Origin of the sequence: Ferroplasma sp., assembly GCF_037442045.1 — an archaeon.
Classification (GTDB): domain Archaea; phylum Thermoplasmatota; class Thermoplasmata; order Thermoplasmatales; family Thermoplasmataceae; genus Ferroplasma.
This window is the reverse complement of the sequence record NZ_JBBIRC010000011.1, coordinates 1-19,768: the sequence shown is the minus strand read 5'-3', so window position 1 is coordinate 19,768 and position 19,768 is coordinate 1. Positions and strand designations below refer to the sequence as shown.

Sequence of the window (19,768 nt, the reverse complement as noted above, 5' to 3'; positions counted from 1 at the left end):
ATAAGATGTGTATTTCAAAAAATAATTATATTATTAATCTTTATATTTAATTGTTGAAGATGCCCTAAATACAAACTTGTCTTTTGAAGGTACTTTTATTTCTTCCCTGGTCTTTGGGTTTCTTGCAACTCTTGCTTTCTGTACCTTTCTTTCAAAGATTCCAAAATCTGCCAGGTTAACTTTCTTTCCTTCGTTTACAGAATCAACAGTCTCCTTAAGGAACTCTGTTATAATCTCTGCTGTTTTTTTCTGAGTAGTCTCCGTGGTACTGGCAACCTTTTTTGATAATTCACTTATTCCTACCATTATTTCACCACTACTTAATGTAATTTGTAATATATAAATATTTCTATCAAAAGTGCGATAAACCGTTAATATTACGAATTATATTGTGATTGAGATAGAAAAAACATATATTTATTGTATTTGTTTATAAAAAAATAAATTAAAATACAAGAAAAATTAAAAAAATTGCAGTTATAAAATTTCACATATTATATAATTCAAGGCTCAGAAAGAAACTGCTTCTATCTCGAATAAAAATTATATATAGATTACATATAAAGCTGTATGAGATTAATAGAAAATTGGTTTTCAGAAAGATACTCGGATAATTTGCAGCTTTCGTTCAGAATAAAAGATCAGTTGCTTTCAATAAAAACAGATTATCAAAGAATAGATTTGTTTGATACTTATGATTTTGGGAAACTATTGTCAATAGACGGAACTGTTCAGTTAACGGAAAAGGATGAATATGTGTATCATGAAATGATAACTATGGTTCCGTATTATTTCAATTCCATGCCTTCAAATGTACTGGTGATAGGCGGCGGGGATGGAGGAGCCGCAAGGAGGCTTCTGGACCTTGGAATTAAAAAAATAACAAATGTTGAAATCGATGGAAATGTTGTTGAAGTCTCTAAAAAATATTTTCCTGATATAGCATCATCTTTCAAAAGTCCTGATGTGAAATTGATTGTTGGCGATGGCATTAAATTTATTAAAGAAAGCAAGGAAAAATTTGACAGGATAATCATTGATTCAACAGATCCTGTAGGACCTGCCGAAGGTTTATTCTCAGGAGATTTTTATAAAGATATAAAATCCCATCTAAAGGATGATGGAATTGTTGTAACTCAATCCGGTTCTCCATCTTACCAGCCATCAGCCCTTGCTATGGCAAATAAGGGGATGTCTGAAGTATTTAAGAATGTAAAAACATACCTTGCATTTATACCAACGTATCCAAGTGGGCTCTGGTCATTTACAATGGCATCGCCCAGCGAAATGAAATTAAGGGATGGACCGGTAAAAAATGGTAAATATTTCAACAGTGACGTGCTGGCGGGGTCATTTTATCTGCCAGAGTTCGTAAAAAATATACTGAGATAATTATCTCTTTATGCCCCATTTATGTTTTGCCTGCAAGAGCAGGTCTTTATAGCCTGACCCGAGCCTTTTGGAAATTCTTTCAAGTTCAGGCATATTTGACATAAATGTCTTTTTGCTGCTACTTTTCAATAAAGTTTTGAATTTTGAAATATCATTGAGCAATGAATATGACATATATGCGAAATATGAAAATACTATGAGCGAAGCTATAAGTATCCAGTATTGCCAGTTTCCATAGGATTTCAGGCTTACCAACTTTACCAATGCCTGATTGCCAAACAACAAATCATTTAGCGATATTATAAAGAAGAACATTGAGGCAATGCTCACTATAATATAAACAAGGTATAATTTATCTTTGTACATATATATCTTATAATTAAATAAACTATTTAGACATTAGTTTCTTTCTCTCTTTTGTTGTATATCCGGTTAATTTCTCAAGAAGTTCATTGAAAAATTTTATTGTTTCTGATGGGTTTTTAAAATCCATATCAGTTTCTGTTTCCGCATATAATTTCTTGCCGTCTGTCCAGACATCTATCTTTTTAAGGCCCGGATATGAAGAAATTATATGGTCTCCCTCTTCTTTAAAATCCATATTTTTAGCTTTCAATACCTCTATTATATAGGCTTTATCAATCTTAACTGTTTTTTTTACGGGATATGACCTCATTTTTTTCACCTAAATTTTTTTTGCAAGTTTTTTCTGGTATTTTTTCGAAAGGGCTCTCCAGTACATGAGTTCCATATACTGGGCATCGTGTTCCAGCAACGGTGACATGGATATAATATCCATGTCTTTATCCTCCGTTGATATTACATCTGCAAGTGTTTCGAATTTCAAATCACCATGTTTTATTGCTGTTATCTTTAATTCATTTCCATTATCGTAATCCACACCGCCAAATTCAGTATAAAGATCGTATTTGGCATATTTCGAAAAGGCATTAATTACATCCTCGAAATTCTTTGCTTCTATAAGGGACCCATTATTTAATGAATGAATATGCGGAAAATTTAATATTGGCTCAATGTCCGGTATTCTCTCAGCAAGGTAAAACAGCTCTTTTTGAGTGCCAAACAAATCTTTTTTTCCTGAAGCTTCAACGCCTATATATGGGTATCCATCTTTGTGTGGCAGTTCTCCTGCTATGCCGGTGTAAATTTCAAGGGCTTTTTTAAGGCTTTCTGATTTTCTCTTTGTATAAAATCCTGTATGGGTTACAACTCTTTTGGCTCCCATCGCCTTGCCAATTAAAAGTGACCACCTTAAATGGTTTATTGACTTTTCGGCCATTTCTCCGCCATTGAGCAAATCCATGTAATACGGTGAATGCATTGAAATATCTACATCGAGTTCTTTCGCTATTTTACTTCCTTCTTTTAACTCATCATAATTTCGTGCCATATTCCAGAAAAGTTCCTGTATAATATCATCTTCTTCTATTTGTTTTTCAGTGCCTATGCTTTTATAATTCCCGTTTTCATCAGGGCGCAAAACATCGACAATTATGGAATCAGTAACATCTCTTGGATACATATCAACGTATTCAATTGCAGGATCTTCGCTCACATTTACCCTTAAAAGCTGTACTTCAAGAGAATTTAGACCAAGATTTGCCACATCTTCAATAGAATCTATATACGTTCTTCCCTTGCTGGTAAGTGGTATTCCAGCAACACCAAACTTAATCATTCTGTTAATAATATATCTGACTTATTTTAATCTTTTGCAAATATCATCAGATTTTCCGCATAACAATAAATTCTAGATTTTAATTTTTCACAGGCAAAATATCAGAAAATGGTAACGAATAGATTATATACATTTTAAACATAACAATTTAATGGTAACGAAAGATTATCATAATAACTTAATTAATGCAAATAACGGTGATAATAATGAATGTCGATCCAAACATAACAAAATATGTTATCAAAGCAAAGATATTGACTGATGGTGTAGTAGAAAAACCGGATGTTGTTGGTGCAATATTCGGGCAGACTGAGGGCTTACTTGGTGAAGAATTAGATTTAAGGGATTTACAGAAAAGTGGAAAAATAGGAAGAATTGAAGTTGACATAGATACAAAAAATGGAAGGACAGAGGGCGTTGTGCTCATACCATCCGGACTTGATCAGGTTGAAAGCTCAATTCTTGCTGCTGCACTTGAAACTATAGACAGAATAGGGCCATGCAAGGCGAAGGTCGATATAGAGGACGTAGAAGATGTAAGAATAAACAAAAGAGACAAGGTCATACAGAGAGCCGAAGAACTGTATAAAAAAATGGGCACCAATGGGAAAAGCCTGAGCGAAAGCATAATACAGTCTGTCAGGGAAGAGGTGGAAAAAAAGGAAATACTTTCTTATGGGGAAGAACATCTGCCTGCTGGCCCGGCTATTGGAGCATCAGATTCCATAATAGTGGTAGAAGGGAGGAACGATGTATTGAATCTTTTAAGATATGGTATTAAAAACACCATAGCTGTGCAGGGCACAAGTGTGCCAAAAACTGTTAAAGAGCTTTCTAAATCAAGAACCGTAACTCTTTTTGTTGACGGTGATCACGGAGGAGAGCTTATTATAAAGGAAATGCTGCAGGTTGCAGATGTCGATTTTATTGCAAGAGCCCCACAAGGAACTGAAGTGGAAGAACTGACATACAAACAGATAGTAAAAGCACTTAAATATAAAACTCCGGTCAACCAGTATCTTGAATCACATGGAATGGTGGAAGAACTTAAAGAATTCACTGAAAAAAACAATAAAGCCATAGCAGACATGAATATAAACATAGAAAGCAATGAAGAGCCAGCAAAACAGAAACGGGAACATGAGAAAAAACATGTAGAAAATCCTGGAACACAGGCACCTGTGGTAGAAGAAATTACGGATATTAATGATCCCAAATTTGTAAGAAATAAACTTAATGAACTTTTTGAAAGCAAAGCCGTAGAAATTTATGATGAAGCAGGAAACCCACTTGCAAGATACCCGGTATCCGATGCAGTTGAATTAATGCAGGGAGTTAAGAACGGAGTTACTGTAATCACTGGTGGTGTAATATCACAGAGATTTATTGACATAGCATACAATATGGGCATAAAATCAGTTTACGGAATGAAAATGGGGCATGTAACTAAAAAACCGGAAGAAATAAAGGTGGTTGCTTGGGAACATATGTGAATTATGCAGAATATCCTGATACATCGTTTATTAAAATACCAACAAGCCCACTTGAAAGAGTGATAGGGCAGGAAGAAGCGGTTCGGTTGGCGCTTATTGCTTCAAAACAGAGAAGGAATCTCCTGCTTGTTGGTCCCCCGGGAGTTGGAAAATCTATGATAGCACAGGCAATGTCATTTTACATAAGCAGGCCTCAGGAGGAGATAAGAGTTGTTCACAATCCATCATATCCGGAACGCCCTTTTATTGAAGTCAGGACAATTAGAGAAATAGAAAATGAAAAGCATGAAATGAATTCAATTGAAGGAGAAATTATAGACCCAAAAGATGCTCCTGACAATGTTGCACAGCGACTTGGATATAAATGTCCACATTGCGGATTTTATTCATCACCAACAGAAAGTGTATGCCCAAACTGTAACAACAGCAAGGTAGTTAACAATACGCAGGGACCTTTTAATGATGTTTTCAATGTAATAGGCGTAGCTTTTGGCGTAAATAATAATAACGATAAAGTGACTCAGACAAGAAAAGTTGGTGATAAAGAACAAATAGTGGTCTACGAAAAATATGGCGATAAAATACGAGTCCTTGATGAAAAAACTCTTGAACGAAGGCGCAGGCTTGAAAAGAAAAGCCCGAGCAAAGTTATAGTTCCAATAGACAGAAATCCGTTTGTTTTGGCAACGGGTGCAAGTGAGACAGAACTTTTAGGTGATGTCAGGCACGACCCATATGGAGGCCATCCACAGCTTGGCACAATGCCATATGAAAGAGTTGTTGCCGGTTCAGTACATATGGCACATGAAGGTGTTTTATTTATTGATGAAATTACTCATCTTGGAAACCTTCAACGTTTTATACTTACTGCAATGCAGGAAAGAAAATTCCCAATAGTTGGCAGAAACCCCCAAAGTGCCGGTGCAAGTGTTAAAGTTGACGATGTTCCAACTGATTTTATACTGGTTGCTGCCTGCAATATACAGGATTTACAGTATATACTCAGCCCACTGAGATCAAGAATTGGTGGCAATGGCTACGAAGTATTGATGGAAAATTCAATGCCAGATAATAAAGAAAACCGCATGAAATATATTCAATTCATAGCACAGGAAATTAATATGGATGGAAAGATTCCGCATATGACTATGGATGCAGTTGAATTAATAATAACTGAAGGTAGAAGAAGAGCACGGGAAGAGCATAAAAATAATGCACTCACTCTTAAATTCAGAGAACTTGGTGGCCTTGTTCGTGCTGCAGGTGATATGGCAATAGAAAATAACCATAAGCTCATAGAAAAATCTGATGTAAAAGAAGCATTATCACTTTATGTGCCTGTTGAAGAAAAGATTAAAAAGTACTACGGAAGCATGAATAACGCCATAGGAGAGGAAGCAACTGGATCACAAAAAGGTGATTATTACAGTTATTACAACTACAGCGAAGACCGTTCATACCGTTAATTATTTTCCATAGCACAAAACATTAATACATTTTTATTATTCGGAATGAATGTCAGATGTACTTCTATTCCTTACTGTGTTTGTTGCATTATTCGCAATAATAAATCCCATAGGCGCAGTTCCGATTCTTATATCACTTACAGATGGATACAGCTTAAAAGAAAGGAAAGAGGTAATACGGAGAAGCGTTTACATGGCTTCAGGCATGCTGTTCGGATTCATGTTTCTTGGCATTTATATTTTTGATATACTTGGAATCAGTTTATATGATTTTGAAATAGCAGGCGGGTTATTGCTTTTCAAAGTGGGTTTTGATATGCTTCAGGGCAAAACATCAACAACAAAAATAACAAATACTGAGCAACAGGATTCGGCAGACAGAGAGGCCATAGCAATAGCTCCTATTGGAACACCTTTGCTGGCCGGGCCAGGTTCCATAACCACAGCAATAATTTATTTCAATGGAGCTGGGATAGATGTAGTTTCAAGGTTATTTGTTGTTATTGCAGTGATACTTGTTCTTATTCTCGCTTTTATAATTCTCAGGTATTCTCTCCCCATATTCCAGAAGATAGGGAAAACAGGATCGATAGTTATATCAAGAATAATGGGGTTGTTGCTTACTGCAATAGCGGTGAGCCTGATTACAACTGGAATTATTCATATTTTTCTGTGAACATATTGAATATTGTATTGAATTGTTCCAGCGAGATCTGGCCAGGAGCCGTAGTTTTTGTATATGATGCATATGAATAGTCAGAAACAAAATATGCGGAAATTACTCTTAAAAAGCTATTAAAAGTACCCATAGGAATATATGCAATTTTGATTTTCTGTTCTTTTTTAAAAAGCCTTACATACTGTAGGTCACTGATAAATTTATCATAATTCGTATATATAAGCGCGATCTTATAGATATATGGTTCTAATTCCCACATATTTTTTAATTTTATTTGAATATCATCATCATTTTCCCCATGATATGAAATCATTAATTTTGATTTTTTAAAAGTCTGATTTTTGAATATGAATGAGTCCATATCTATATCTAAAATTGGTGGATTGTATTGCATTGCTCTGGTGTATACTTTTTCAATTTCATTTTTTTCTTTAGATCGGAATGTAAAAATATAATCAATATTAATAGAGTTCAGATATTCAAGTATTTTTTCCAGTTCTTCCAGGCTCCTATTTTTGAAAAGATCAAATCTAATTTCATAATGATTTGAGTAGTTTTTAAGGTTGCGTTCAAATTCTAATCTCATCTGCCTGAAATCATCAAAAAATATTGATGTGTATATAATGCATGAACTGGATTTCATTCTTGAATATTCAACGCTTCTATAAAATTATTTATAATTTATAATATAATAAACCTTTTTACACAGAATATTATATCCAGCCATGGATATGATAGAAATTAAGAAAGGGGAGAAATATACGGTTGTTTCGTCAAGTGGAGATGACAAGCCAATGGTCACCGAGGGTGAATATGTTGGATATGCAATTCTTGGTGAAGAGGGTTCCCTTGTATTGAAAATAGATTTGGAAGGCAAAAAGAAATTAAGGCTCATACCTGTGAGTGCAATATCATATATTGAATTTGAAGAAGAGAATATCGTCTCAAAAAATAAGGATGATGAGAAGGGAAAAACAACATACTTTAATTAATTCATTACTGCAGAATTTTAAATTCAAATATCCATGAAAAATTTTTTATACGCATTTAATATAAAATAAAATGAGTAAAAATAAATCAATAGATTCCATTATAGTTATTGGCGGTGGCAGCACAGGATGCAGCGTGGCTTACAATATGGCCAGCCGTGGAAAAAAGGTCAGGTTAATAGAAAGGGAGAATATAGCATCTGGCAATACTGGCAAATCAAGTGCACTTGTCAGAACGCATTATAGCAATAAACTTATAGCGTCGCTTGCAAAATATTCTTTGGAACAATTTATGAATTTTGAAAATATTGGATATTCCGGTTTTACAAAAACTGGAATGGTGTTTCCTTTCAATGCTAATAATTCTGATACAGCAAGAGAGATTTATAAAATGCTGAAGAGCCTTGACATTGACGAGCAGAAAATGCCGATTAAACAGCTTAAAACTATCTTTCCGGATATAAATTCCGAAGATCTCGATTATATTCTGTATGAGCCCAATAGCGGCTATGCAGACCCGGTTGCAACCGCAGGTTCATATGCCTCAGCTGCAGCTAATCTTGGCGCTGAAATTATTACCGGCACATCTGTAGAAAAAATAGGAACTGATAATAGCAGAACATATGTGGAAACTGGGAAAGGATTTCAATATTACGCTGATGCTATTGTTATGGCAACAAACGTATGGAGCAATCAATTGCTGATGAAATCAGGCATAACTGATAATAATTTTTTGCCAATATATGCATCGGTGCATGATATTATATATATCAGAAGGCCGGAGAAATATGCAGGAATGAAACCTACATTATGGGATCCTCAAAAATTGGCGTATTACAAAATGGAAGGATCATCCATTACTGCAATAGGAAGCCTTAGCCCAGAGATTGATAATACAGAATTTGACATGAAAGGTGATATTGAAAATCATGTAACTGATGAATATATAGAAATGGAACTTAATAATTTAACTGAAAGATTGCCTGGAATGGAAGATGCTACATTGATTTCCACTGCAACCGGCTTATATGATATGTCACCGGATGGCCAGGCAATAATAGACTCACTTGCAGATATTGGGCTTGAAAATGTTTATGTATGCGCTGGCTTAAGCGGGCATGGCTTCAAACTTTCGCCGGCTTATGGCAAAATTGTAGCGGATATGCTGACTTTGCAGGACCCTGCTAAAGCACTTTTCGACTGGCGTAACTTTTCACTGGATCGATTTAAAAATGGAAAATCCATAAAATCAATGTATTCTGGAATAGGCACAATATATTGATAATCATTTAATAAGTTATAAATTGGCATTAAAGTTGTAAGTGTTGGACTTTTATAGGTAAGCCATCGGAGGGATTCGATCCCCCGACCTGCTGATTACAAATCAGCCGCTCTGCCAGGCTGAGCTACGATGGCGTAAATAGTGTATTTTAAATTATTATATAAAATTTCCATTTATAATGAAATATTAATATTATAAAAAAATTAAAAATTTATTCTTCGTGGTTGTATGCTTCCATTACATATTCCGCAAACTGGTCATCGGGATATGCGCCTGGGAACGTAACATCATCATTTATTACTATATGCGGAACTGCTGAAACTCCTGCATCTGATGCCTCTTTGTCAAATTCCAGTGATTCTATCATTTCACTCTTTATATTTTTGTTCATCAACGCAAATTTATGTGCAGTAATAACTGCTTTAGGACAATACTGGCATGTTGGTGTTACATAGACTTTTATTGTAACAGGCTTTTCTATTTTCGATATAAGCTCCGCTGCTTTCTTAGAAACGTCAGCTTCATCCACGGAAACATTCTCAAGATCTTCTATTAATGAACCGAATTCATAACCAGATGGAATTCCATAGAATATTATTCTTCCATCTTTGTCATCGTGCCTTGCCACAATAGTTGCAGGATATTTTTCTACTCCGTATTTCTCTACCATTTCCTTATCCTTTTCATATACGTATTTAATAACATTTATTTTATCTGATAATGTTCCAACTTCGTCCACCAGTGAAACGGTATCCTTGCAGTATTTGCAATCGCTGTTATCTGATGTGAAGACAACTAAATCTACGGTATTTTTTAATTTTTTCTCGAAATCTTCTCTCAGGAATTTTGCATCCTCGTCTCTTATTAAACTCATAATAATCAATTTGACATTTTATTAAAATATAAATAGATTACTGCACAATTTTGTATACTATCATTATTTAAAATTAAGTTAATATAATATATACGGTTATCAAATTAATGACTGAAAAGCTTTATTATAAGGATATGTATGGAAAGGAATTTGATGCTTCCGTAATTGCTGTAAATGGTAATGACATCATACTGGACAAAACACTGTTTTATCCTACAAGTGGTGGACAGCCTAATGATACTGGAATACTTAAAACGGGCAATACCGTAATAAACATAGTTGATGTAACACAGGAAGATGGGAATATAATTCATATTGCGTCTGATGCTGGCAATATTGCTCCAGGGGACACCGTTCATGGCATAATAAACTGGGAAAACAGGTATATACATATGAGATATCATACGGCAGTGCACATAATTGATGGTGTGGTCAATAATAACTATAAAAATGGGCTTCTTACTGGCGGCCAGATTTACAATGACCATGCGAGAGTTGATTTCAGTTTTGACATTATAGATAAAGAACTTGTAAATGAAATAATTTCAAAAGCACAGAATGTTGTGGATTCAGGGCTGAATGTTTTTGAAAGGGAAATACCTGGAAAGGAGGCAATGAAAATTCCGGGACTTGCAAGAACAGAACCTGGCAGAAAATTAATAGAAAGTTTGCCGGTTGTGCGAATTATTGAAATAGAAAACTTTGACTTCCAGGCGGATGGAGGGACACATGTAAAAAACACAGGAGAAGTTGGAAAAATAGAAATAATCAAAATTGAAAATAAGGGAAAAGGGCACAAAAGATTAGCTTTCATGCTAGATTAATATCATCGAATATGAAATCAGGCAATCTTGTAGCCTCGGGAATTTCATCCTCGTTTATAATAATATTTTTTCCTGAAATCATAAAATATGTATCCAGGAATTTTTTAATATAATGGTTGTTTATCACACCCATTGTGCCTAGTCTTAAGGTTTGAGATGATATTTTTCCCATGCCCTTTGATATAACAATTCCATTGGATTCCAGTTTCTTGATTATATCTGGAACATCGTTGTAGAAACATACAACAGTATTTGAATAAATAGCTTTGGTCCCGAATATTTCAATGCCGTTATCAGAAAGTGATTTTCTTATGAAATCTGAGGATGCCGATATTCTTTTTATCCGTTTTGAAAAACCCTCTTTTTCAAGAAGTTTAAGTGCAAGATTTAAAGATAAAAATGCGCCTGTAGAAGGAGTGTATGCGGTTTCATTTTTTTCCAGGAATTTCAGCGAAGTTTTTAAATCAAGGTAGAATGGAATATTTCCTGAAGATAATGAATTTATGTCATTGTATGCTTCTTCAGAAAGAAATATTATTCCTATTCCAGGGATGGCTGCAATATTTTTCTGGCTTCCTGTAACCATGGCGTAAATCCCATTCATGTCCATGTTATACCCGCCAAAACCGGATACATCATCAATGAGCAATTTTGCCCCCTTTTCTCTTACTATTTTTATGATTTCTGAAAGGTCTCTAATTGCTGTGCCGTTAGAAGTTTCATTATGGACAAGAAATAGTTTATCATAGTCCCTATTTCTTATTTCATTAAGAAGGCTTTCGAGCTTTAGCTGTTCATAATTTATAAACTGTGTATTCTTTGTTTTTTTGCTTATTGAATCGATAAGCCTTTCCCCAAAATTTCCGTAGCTTATTGAAAGTACTTTATCATTCTCGTTAATAAGAGAAAATACCATTGTTTCAACAGCCAGTGTTCCAGACCCTGTAACCATTACAGTTTTATATGCACCTGAAAACTTATTGAGCATTGATTCATTTTCCATTATTATCTGCTTAAATTCTGCAGAACGATGATTTGCAACATAAGAGCCTGCATTTGCAACGGAGAAAGGGACCTCCACTGGACCGGGAATAAGAAGCATATTTTACCACTCATTAATTATATTGTCTGCAGTCATTATTGCAATTCTTTTCTGTGCTTCCTTTGTCTGGGCGCCAAGGTGTGGTGTAATCATTACATTATCCAGTTTGAGCATTTCAATTTCGTAATCCTCTTTAGCCGGTTCATCCCAGAAAACGTCGCTGACAAAGGCAGATATTTTTCCACTTTTAAGATATTTTAGCATGTCCTTTCCATTTATTGCCCTTGCCCTCGATGTATTTACTATTATTACTCCATCCTTTAATTTTGCAAGGTCGGGGTCGTTAAGTATATACGGTGAATCCTTTCTCATGGTAACATTTATTGATATTACATCCGATTCCTTTAACAGTTCATCCAGTGAAACTTTTTTTACATAATCCGGGTATTCAACAGGCATGGGATCATATGCAATGAAATGCATTTTAAATGCCTTTGAAGCATCAACTATTGCCTTTCCTATCCTGCCAAAGCCAAGGATGCCCAGTGTCTTGCCTTCAAGTTCAATGCCTTTTAATTTTGTAAAATCATTTTTCTTTGTATTTTCTATTCCTTTGTAAAGTGATCTTGCACCAATTACCATCATTGCAAGTGTAATTTCAACAACACTCTGTGTTGAAGAACCGGGTGCATATACAACTTTTATATGCTTTTCTTCTGCGTAATCTGTATCTATATTGTCAACGCCAATTCCGGCCCTGGCTATTATTTTTAATTTTGTTCCTCTGGAAATTACATCTTTTGTAATTTTTGTTCTGCTCCTTACAACCACAACATCATAATCTTTTATTAAGTCAAGAAGCTCTTCTGAAGAAATTTTTGGTTTATAATCTATTTCAAATTTATCCTTTAATTTATCTGTCAACACACCGTCAACAGGGTCACATATCAGTACCTTTCCGTACATGCCAGATAATGTCATTATCATTTATAATAATTTCTTTTACGTTATAAAATTTTTATTGGGCATTAATTTATGATGAAAATACAACAATTTAATTATAAAAGTTGAAAACTTTAGGCTGCTAATTTATATATTTTATATATTGGTTTTGTGGAAGCATGTATCATTATTAGAATTGCTGGTAATTTGGAGTTTTAAGGATATTTTATTAATCTATGATTTATGCTGTTTCTATAACTTGGAGAAAGTTAATTAAATATTTATTTCAAGTGATTCCTGAATTGTGAAATTTTATTCTGTGTTTGCACTGGAAATCTGTCAAAAGCTTCTTGCCAGCCTTCTTCAAATCCATCAAAAAAATCTTCAGCTTTATGTTTTAAGATTTTGTCCTGTAATTTTTCAGGGATTTTGTCTAATCTCTGGCCAAAATTGAAGCCTAAATATCTTGCAAAATTGCTATCCGGATATTCGGAATTATTTTCTACGAGTCCAAAAATTCTATCCTGCAATATTTCAGTGAGATTTTCAAAATTGTTGCCTATGCTAAATCCAAAAGCTCCGGCAAATGCTTCATAATTGGACATCATATTTGCGAGTTCTTGCATACTCCCATTTTCATCATTATTATTTGCTGGTGTGAATTCTAGAATTTTCCGGTCCAAAAAAACTAATATTTTATTCTGAAATTCTTCTGGAAATGTGTTAAAATTATTTCCCAAATATTCTCCATTACCTTCAGCGATTTCATTATTTTTATCATTGACAGGCGTATCAGGCTCGATCATTTCCTTAACATATTTATCAAAATCATCACTTAATATTTTTATCACTTTATTGTAATTATCATATTGCCATTAATATATTTATTATTTTCATTTTCTCACTTTCTTTTCTTCATAATGTGTTTTTTCCAGTTAACCTGAAATTATAATATGTATTGTTAATGTGCTGGTTTAGGCTTATTATATTCATGCTGATTGGGTTGAAGATTCATTTTTTTATTTCTGGTTATTAATATAATTTACATTTTTATAGTTAAAATTAATCTTTTCTTTGACCCTTTTTTCTAGGTTATAATGTTTATATGAGAACTCAATTTAGAATATTATAACTTCATAAATAATACAAACTATTTATATAATGCTGGATTTAACATATATGCAGCTTGTGTTCGATGAATACTTTAAAGCATATCCGGTAAAAAAGAAAATAGTTGAAAAGCTGTACACAAACGGAATTTCTATTGTAAACGATAAATTTTTTGTAAATAATATTGAGGTCTCATTGAGTGGCATTGCAAATGCATTAAAGGTAAACAGGAGAACTCTGTACGACACAATAAAATTTGTTAACTGCAATCCAGTAGTAAAAGCCATTATGGAAAATATTTCAGCAATACCAGATATTAAAAAAATTTCAATGATGATGAAGAACGAAATTGTTACCTTTTATATTGATAAGGGAATGTATTCTAAGGTAATTCCTGAAATAATTAATATTATTGGCAAATACATGTCAAATATAAAAGAAATATATTCAATAAATTCTGACTATGAAACAAATTTTATGAGAATTATATTCTACAATAAAATTGAAAACTCATTATTTAAAATGTTTAATGAAATTTCCGGGATAAATAAAATTCATATTGATTCCTTAGAAAATATAGATATTATCTGTGACAAATGTGAAATAAAAATATGCTCACATAAAGTTTCAACACTGTTTGATGATCATAATATATACAAATAGATATATAAAGGGAGATATAATAGAAAAATATATATGCAACTATATTTTTATTATAACGTGGATCAGAGAGAAGAGCTAATTAAAAATGTATACGATTTCCTTAAAAGGGATGAATTTATGGTTTCAGAGCCGGATCTCTATGGTCTTGTAACATTTGATTTAATTTGCAAAAGGGGCAATGAAAGATATATTATTAAAATTCTGTACAATGTCAATACATTCAGCAAAATTGGGGTTGCCCCACTGATGAAAATGAGCTCATTGACAAATTCAAAAGCCATTATAATAGGTGAAAAAGCTGGAAATGGAAAACTGGAAAGAGGTGTATTGTATTTCAGGCATGGTGTTCCCATACTTTCTCTTGAAAGCTTTAAGGATTATTTGAAGGGAGAACCTCCTGTTATATATTCTGCACATGGGGGATTCTACGTTGGCATAAATGGGAAAAAGATGCGTGACCTCAGAGAAAAAAATAAGTATTCAATAGGTGATATATCGCTGAAACTGGGAGTATCACGAAGATCAGTATCGCTTTATGAATCTGGAAGTTCAGCTACAATAGATATTTATCTCAAACTTGAAAATATATTAAAGGGTGATATAAGCATGGATTTGGATATGTCTATTTCAGATATAGTTTCCGTTCCAGATAATATAGCCAGTGAATTTATTAATGAAGTATTTACAGTAATGAATAACATTGGATATGTATCAGAATATATAAGCAGGAATCCATTTGATGGGCTTTCATATTGTTCAGAATCACATCTTATAATTGGGGCATTCAATGACATAAATGAAAGCAATAACAGAATAATATCCATTAAGAAAATTAGCGATGTGCTTGATGATATACCTGTATTGATTAGCAGGGGGACTTCCGAAAAACAAAATATATATGGATGTAAAATTATAAGCCTTAAAAACTTGAGAAAGATTTATGATATAGATAGCTTTAATGAAATCCTGGAAAAATTAAAATGATTCAAAGGATTAATGATGGCTTTTATTTATTCGGAGGAGTAAAGGGGCTGGTAAGAGATGGGGATGACCTTAGAAAGGAACTTCTAGAGATCAGGCCAGATATAATTTTTATTAGTATTTCACCGGAACAGGTGGAAGGCATGAAAGATTTTATAGAAGACCCGTTTGAACTGGACATGTCAGATTATGAGATCATGTATGGGATTAATCTTGCAAAATATGGAGAAGTTATGACACCATCACCTGTTTATATAGAGGCAACAAAGTACTGCAAGGAAAATGGTATAGAAATGATAGGGCTGGATATGGAAGAGGGAGACTATCAAAACATATACAGCAAATATGTAAAAACTACTGATTTGCTCAGGCATTCACTGCGGAAAAAGAGGATAATGAAAATTAAATTCAATGCTGAAACACCTGAAGAATTTGTAAAGACCTGGAATAGCAGTGTTGATTTAAAGTCATTTAAAAAAGTAAACGCTGCAAGGGAAAATTATATGAGCCAAAGAATAGACGACCTTTATGAACAATATAAAGGCAAAAAAATAGTATGTATAGTTGATTATGACTATTATAATAATATTTTAAAGCACCTTGAAGAGGATTCTTAAACTTTGTCCTTGAATATTATGTATACTTCCCTGCTATGCTGCCTTGAGGCTTTTGGCTTTGTGACCTTGTAGAAATGAAAGTTATTTTTCCATTTATCAACAAATTCAATTGTTGAATCTCCCTGAAACTGCTTTAAAACAACATTTCCGCCGGAAGATAGAAGGTCTATTGATATGCGCATAACGCTATCGCAGAGAAGGTATGAATTATAGTGGTCCCGATCATAATTTCCACTGGTTTTAACCATGGCATCAGAAAGTACAGTAGATATGGCATTTATGCCAAGGGAATTCATCGCCACAATTATTTTTTCCTTCAGGCCTGGATTGTTAATATCACCCTTTATAAACACCACGTCTTTAATTGGGTCCATTGGAGTTATATCAACTGCTATTACTGGCTCTTCTGTAAACTGCTGAACAACCTGTGTCCAACCGCCTGGAGATGAACCAAATTCGAGAACATGGTCATTTTGATATATTATATTAAATTTTGACTGTATTTCAAGAAGTTTAAATGAAGCCCTGCTCCTGTAATTTTCCTTCCTGGCTTTTTTATAATAAGTATCTTTTCTTTCCATAATTATTTTTATTCTCCGATATATGATTTATATTCTTCTGCTTTCATAGAATCATATTTGTTATTTAATACTTTTATTTTAACAAGCCAGTATTTGTAACAATCTGAATTTACAAGCTCTGGTTTTTGGGCCAGTTCCTGATTGGTTTCTATTACTTCTCCTTCAACCGGAAAATATACATCTTCTGCAGATTTCACCGATTCTATGGTTAAAAGTGTTTCACCAACTTTTTTTGAGTAACCGATCTTAGGCATATCTATATAAACTATATCTGTAAGTTGGTGCTGGGCAAAATCAGTAATTCCTACTGTTGCAATATCACCATCTATCTTAAACCACTCATGCGATTTTGTATAATTTAAATTCTCAGGTATAACGGACATACTACTGTATAAATAATACATATAAAAATTCATAGTAAAATAATAAAATCAGAATGCCTGATCTATTTTCTTTTCCCTGATTTCATCCAGGATTATACTTATAAAATCATCAATCTTATATTCCTTTGTCCTGTCTTTACGATTTCTTACTGAAATAGTTTTATTTTCAACTTCTTTTTCTCCAACCACAATAATATATGAGGGCCTCATTGGCCTGATTAGCTTTATTTTTTTAGATATTGTTCCATCGGAAATGTCTACTTTTGTTCGTATTCCCTTTGCTTTTAATTTCCTGTTAATTTCCATTGCGTATTCATTGGATGCTTCTGATACCGGTATTATATATGCCTGTAGAGGAGTCAGCCATGATGGAAGTTTTCCATTGTAATGCTCTAAAAGAATTGCTATGAATCTTTCATAACTTCCATATATGGCACGGTGAATTATAACGGGCCTTACTTTTTTACCATTGCTATCTATATAATTTAGATCAAAATTGGCAGGCATGAAGAAATCTATCTGTATTGTTGATAATTGCCATAATCGGCCAAGGGCATCTTTGATATGGATATCGATTTTAGGCCCATAAAATGCAGCCTCTCCAGGGTATTCGGTATATTTTAAGTTTAATCCTTCCAGTGCTTTTCTTAAGTTTTCCGTTGCATTGTCCCACATGGTAAAATCGGAATTTAGATGTTCAGACCCACAGTTTGGGCATTTATATTCCTGTGAAGCGGCTCTTAGCATGAATTTTTCTCCGCAATCTGAGCATTTATATGACATTAAATAGTTCTCTGGATGCTGTTTGTCCATGATACTCAAATCGTATGTAACATCATCTATTCCAAGTATAGTTTTGAATAGTGATGGGATAATTTTAAGCAATGATACCGTTTCTTCGAATATCTGGCTTTCCATGACAAACCCGTGCCCATCGTCTATTGTAAATCCTCTTGGCCTTGTTAATCCTCCCATTTCACCGGATTTTTCATATCGATAAACTGTTCCTGCCTCTGAATATTTAACGGGCATGTCACGGTAACTGTAAACATTCCGCTGAAATATTGCAATATGGCCGGGGCAATTCATGGGCTTTAATCCATAATTATCACCGTTTGGAAGAGTAAAAAGAAACATATCATCCTTATATTTATAGTAATGGCCGGACTGCTTCCATATAATATCTTTAAAGGCATGTGCCGTCCACACATCTTCCCAACCGCTTTTAGAATTTATTTCCTTCATATAATCTATTAACTCATTACGTATTATTGCACCGTTTGGTGCGTAAAAAGGCATTCCTGGGGCCCTTTCATTGTCGAATAAGAATAAATCCATTTCCTGACCAATTTTTCTATGATCCCTTTTTATGGCTTCTTCCCTGCGGGCCAGAAAAGCCCTTAACTCTTTCTTTTCTGGAAATGCCGTTCCATAGATTCTTATCATCTTGTCCTTGTTAATATCGCCTTCATAATTTGTGCTTGAAATCGTTAAAAGTTTAAATGCTTTTATATAGCCAGTGGATGGTACATGCGGTCCCCTGCAGAATTCTGCATAGTTACCCTGGATATATATGCTCGATTCTGAGCCATCAGGAACATTTTCATTAATTTTGTCAATTTTGTATTTATTACCTTTGAATTCTTTGAGAATTTCGGCTTTTGGCAGTATTTTCCTTTTTATGGGTGCGTTAATTGATACTAGCTCCTGCATTTTCTCTTCAATTAATTGAAAATCGTCTATTGAAATAGGCTTCATATTAAAATCATAATAAAATGTGTCTTCACCTTCGTTGCTGGTATTTGGAAGCGATTCAGGATAAAGTTCAACTATCGCATTTGCAAGTAAATGTGCTGCACTGTGCAAAAGTATTTTTTCTCCTTCCGCAGAATATATATCGATAAATTCTGCATTTCCATCTTCCGGTGCAGTATCCGATAAGTCATATAGCTTATTGGAAAGCCTTGCTGCAATGATTGTGCTTTTTAACTTTTCTGGAACCTTGCTTTGGAATGTATCTCCTTTTTTAACATTAAAAAATTGTTTTGAATCCATTAGATGCTATATTTATAACATATATTAATTTATTTTTAATTTCAGACTCTCCGCATGTATGACATGTAATAAGTAATTAATTCTTGTTTTATTGAAGGATAAAGAAATAATAACAATATGAGTCGGACAAATTTATATTGGGGGTGGTGCGATTCATTAAAAGAAAGGAACAAAAAGATCTAATCAATGCGCCTTACTATCATTATAGGGGAACGGATATGTAATACAGGTATGCTACATTAGAATCTTTTGAAATGCCAGGGCTTACATTATCTGTTATCAATAAAACAGCTCTTGATGGAATTAGCAATACAAATGAGGCAACAATACTGATTAACCTATTGATTTTGGCATAAGGGTCAATACGGTATTAATGGACCGTGGATACTTAGATGCAGGAGTGATGAATGCAGTTAATAATATGAATATGGAATATATTATTCCTGAAAGGAAAAAAGGTAAAGAGATTTAAAGGAAATGCAATATATAGAAAGGTTAATGCAAAGGTACTGATAATAAACGATACAGTATCATCAGGAAATATACCTGTGAAAACAAAATTTGTGCATATAATTTTGTATAAAGATTTTAACCATAACTCCACTATGGGGAGGATCTGGGAATACTGATAACAATTTGTGGTTTAATCCACCTCTAGTAGTATGTATCTGCCCTTTTCAGAGCTGCATATGCTGA

The 19,768-nt window shown here is 33.8% G+C and carries 22 protein-coding genes and 1 tRNA gene; 10 read left to right on the top strand and 13 right to left on the bottom strand.

Annotated elements, in window-relative coordinates:
* Positions 1-33: 33 nt before the first annotated feature.
* Entirely contained in the window at positions 34-306 is a 273-nt protein-coding gene (locus WKI77_RS02700) for an HU family DNA-binding protein (protein WP_337860294.1), read from the bottom strand.
* 264 nt (positions 307-570) lie between these two features.
* On the opposite strand from WKI77_RS02700, the gene speE reads away from it, so the two are divergent.
* On the top strand, positions 571-1,392 hold the full coding sequence (gene speE, locus WKI77_RS02695) for a polyamine aminopropyltransferase (RefSeq protein ID WP_337860293.1): 822 nt from the start codon (positions 571-573) through the stop codon (positions 1,390-1,392).
* Here the strand turns inward: speE and WKI77_RS02690 are convergent, their stop codons facing one another.
* The 3 genes from WKI77_RS02690 to WKI77_RS02680 are packed head-to-tail and all read right to left on the bottom strand — an operon-like array spanning position 1,393 to position 3,091.
* On the bottom strand, positions 1,393-1,758 hold the full coding sequence (locus WKI77_RS02690; protein ID WP_337860292.1) for a DUF3198 domain-containing protein: 366 nt from the start codon (positions 1,756-1,758) through the stop codon (positions 1,393-1,395). It abuts the gene before it with no gap.
* Positions 1,759-1,780: 22 nt separating this feature from the next.
* Positions 1,781-2,068 (bottom strand): DUF5611 family protein, encoded by a 288-nt coding sequence (locus tag WKI77_RS02685; RefSeq protein WP_337860291.1) that lies wholly within the window; start codon positions 2,066-2,068, stop codon positions 1,781-1,783.
* Between the two features lie 9 nt (positions 2,069-2,077).
* On the bottom strand, positions 2,078-3,091 hold the full coding sequence (locus WKI77_RS02680) for a TIM barrel protein (protein ID WP_337860290.1): 1,014 nt from the start codon (positions 3,089-3,091) through the stop codon (positions 2,078-2,080).
* A 206-nt stretch (positions 3,092-3,297) separates the two neighbouring features.
* Between WKI77_RS02680 and dnaG the strand changes: the two genes are divergently transcribed.
* The 3 genes from dnaG to WKI77_RS02665 are packed head-to-tail and all read left to right on the top strand — an operon-like array spanning position 3,298 to position 6,726.
* On the top strand, positions 3,298-4,584 hold the full coding sequence (gene dnaG, locus WKI77_RS02675; RefSeq protein WP_337860289.1) for a DNA primase DnaG: 1,287 nt from the start codon (positions 3,298-3,300) through the stop codon (positions 4,582-4,584).
* Positions 4,569-6,050: an ATP-binding protein gene (locus WKI77_RS02670; RefSeq protein WP_337860288.1), complete on the top strand. Its 1,482-nt coding sequence runs from the start codon at positions 4,569-4,571 to the stop codon at positions 6,048-6,050. The genes dnaG and WKI77_RS02670 overlap by 16 nt, the downstream gene beginning before the upstream one ends.
* Before the next feature lie 49 nt (positions 6,051-6,099).
* Positions 6,100-6,726: a MarC family protein gene (locus tag WKI77_RS02665; protein ID WP_337860287.1), complete on the top strand. Its 627-nt coding sequence runs from the start codon at positions 6,100-6,102 to the stop codon at positions 6,724-6,726.
* Here WKI77_RS02665 and WKI77_RS02660 read toward each other — a convergent pair.
* Complete coding sequence (locus WKI77_RS02660) at positions 6,707-7,372, bottom strand: type I 3-dehydroquinate dehydratase (protein ID WP_337860286.1); 666 nt, start codon at positions 7,370-7,372, stop codon at positions 6,707-6,709. The genes WKI77_RS02665 and WKI77_RS02660 overlap by 20 nt on opposite strands.
* An 82-nt stretch (positions 7,373-7,454) precedes the next feature.
* Here WKI77_RS02660 and WKI77_RS02655 point away from each other — a divergent pair, with 82 nt between their 5' ends.
* Both WKI77_RS02655 and WKI77_RS02650 read left to right on the top strand, forming a co-directional pair.
* Positions 7,455-7,721: a hypothetical protein gene (locus tag WKI77_RS02655; RefSeq protein ID WP_337860285.1), complete on the top strand. Its 267-nt coding sequence runs from the start codon at positions 7,455-7,457 to the stop codon at positions 7,719-7,721.
* 70 nt (positions 7,722-7,791) lie between these two features.
* Positions 7,792-9,000 carry an FAD-binding oxidoreductase gene (locus WKI77_RS02650; protein ID WP_337860284.1) on the top strand — a complete coding sequence of 403 codons (1,209 nt, stop codon included), beginning with the start codon at positions 7,792-7,794 and terminating at the stop codon, positions 8,998-9,000.
* Positions 9,001-9,060: 60 nt separating this feature from the next.
* Here the strand turns inward: WKI77_RS02650 and WKI77_RS02645 are convergent.
* A tRNA-Thr gene (locus WKI77_RS02645) sits at positions 9,061-9,134 on the bottom strand.
* 77 nt (positions 9,135-9,211) lie between these two features.
* A complete protein-coding gene (locus tag WKI77_RS02640; RefSeq protein ID WP_337860283.1) occupies positions 9,212-9,874 on the bottom strand; it encodes a thioredoxin family protein in 663 nt (220 codons plus the stop codon).
* A gap of 107 nt (positions 9,875-9,981) precedes the next feature.
* Between WKI77_RS02640 and alaXM the strand changes: the two genes are divergently transcribed.
* Positions 9,982-10,698 (top strand): alanyl-tRNA editing protein AlaXM, encoded by a 717-nt coding sequence (gene alaXM / locus WKI77_RS02635; protein WP_337860282.1) that lies wholly within the window; start codon positions 9,982-9,984, stop codon positions 10,696-10,698.
* Here alaXM and WKI77_RS02630 read toward each other — a convergent pair.
* The 3 genes from WKI77_RS02630 to WKI77_RS02620 form a co-directional block, all read right to left on the bottom strand.
* Positions 10,685-11,800, bottom strand: coding sequence for an aminotransferase class V-fold PLP-dependent enzyme (locus WKI77_RS02630; RefSeq protein WP_337860281.1), 1,116 nt, complete (start codon positions 11,798-11,800; stop codon positions 10,685-10,687). The genes alaXM and WKI77_RS02630 overlap by 14 nt on opposite strands.
* Before the next feature lie 3 nt (positions 11,801-11,803).
* The gene (locus tag WKI77_RS02625) at positions 11,804-12,727 is read right to left on the bottom strand and encodes an NAD(P)-dependent oxidoreductase (RefSeq protein WP_337860280.1); all 924 of its coding nucleotides are present in this window, start codon (positions 12,725-12,727) and stop codon (positions 11,804-11,806) included.
* 236 nt (positions 12,728-12,963) lie between these two features.
* A complete protein-coding gene (locus WKI77_RS02620) occupies positions 12,964-13,533 on the bottom strand; it encodes a hypothetical protein (protein ID WP_337860279.1) in 570 nt (189 codons plus the stop codon).
* Positions 13,534-13,861: 328 nt separating this feature from the next.
* On the opposite strand from WKI77_RS02620, the gene WKI77_RS02615 reads away from it, so the two are divergent.
* The 3 genes from WKI77_RS02615 to WKI77_RS02605 are packed head-to-tail and all read left to right on the top strand — an operon-like array spanning position 13,862 to position 16,053.
* Positions 13,862-14,455, top strand: a complete 594-nt coding sequence (locus WKI77_RS02615) for a regulator (protein WP_337860278.1) — start codon at positions 13,862-13,864, stop codon at positions 14,453-14,455.
* Positions 14,456-14,512: 57 nt separating this feature from the next.
* Complete coding sequence (locus WKI77_RS02610) at positions 14,513-15,439, top strand: helix-turn-helix domain-containing protein (RefSeq protein WP_337860277.1); 927 nt, start codon at positions 14,513-14,515, stop codon at positions 15,437-15,439.
* Entirely contained in the window at positions 15,436-16,053 is a 618-nt protein-coding gene (locus WKI77_RS02605) for a hypothetical protein (RefSeq protein WP_337860276.1), read from the top strand. Before WKI77_RS02610 ends, WKI77_RS02605 begins: the two co-directional genes overlap by 4 nt.
* Here WKI77_RS02605 and WKI77_RS02600 read toward each other — a convergent pair.
* The 3 genes from WKI77_RS02600 to WKI77_RS02590 are packed head-to-tail and all read right to left on the bottom strand — an operon-like array spanning position 16,050 to position 19,072.
* Positions 16,050-16,634 (bottom strand): RlmE family RNA methyltransferase, encoded by a 585-nt coding sequence (locus tag WKI77_RS02600; RefSeq protein WP_337860275.1) that lies wholly within the window; start codon positions 16,632-16,634, stop codon positions 16,050-16,052. The genes WKI77_RS02605 and WKI77_RS02600 overlap by 4 nt on opposite strands.
* Positions 16,635-16,642: 8 nt before the next feature.
* Positions 16,643-17,017 carry a glycine cleavage system protein GcvH gene (gene gcvH / locus WKI77_RS02595; RefSeq protein WP_337860274.1) on the bottom strand — a complete coding sequence of 125 codons (375 nt, stop codon included), beginning with the start codon at positions 17,015-17,017 and terminating at the stop codon, positions 16,643-16,645.
* A gap of 48 nt (positions 17,018-17,065) precedes the next feature.
* Complete coding sequence (locus WKI77_RS02590) at positions 17,066-19,072, bottom strand: threonine--tRNA ligase (RefSeq protein ID WP_337860273.1); 2,007 nt, start codon at positions 19,070-19,072, stop codon at positions 17,066-17,068.
* Between the last annotated feature and the right edge of the window lie 696 nt (positions 19,073-19,768).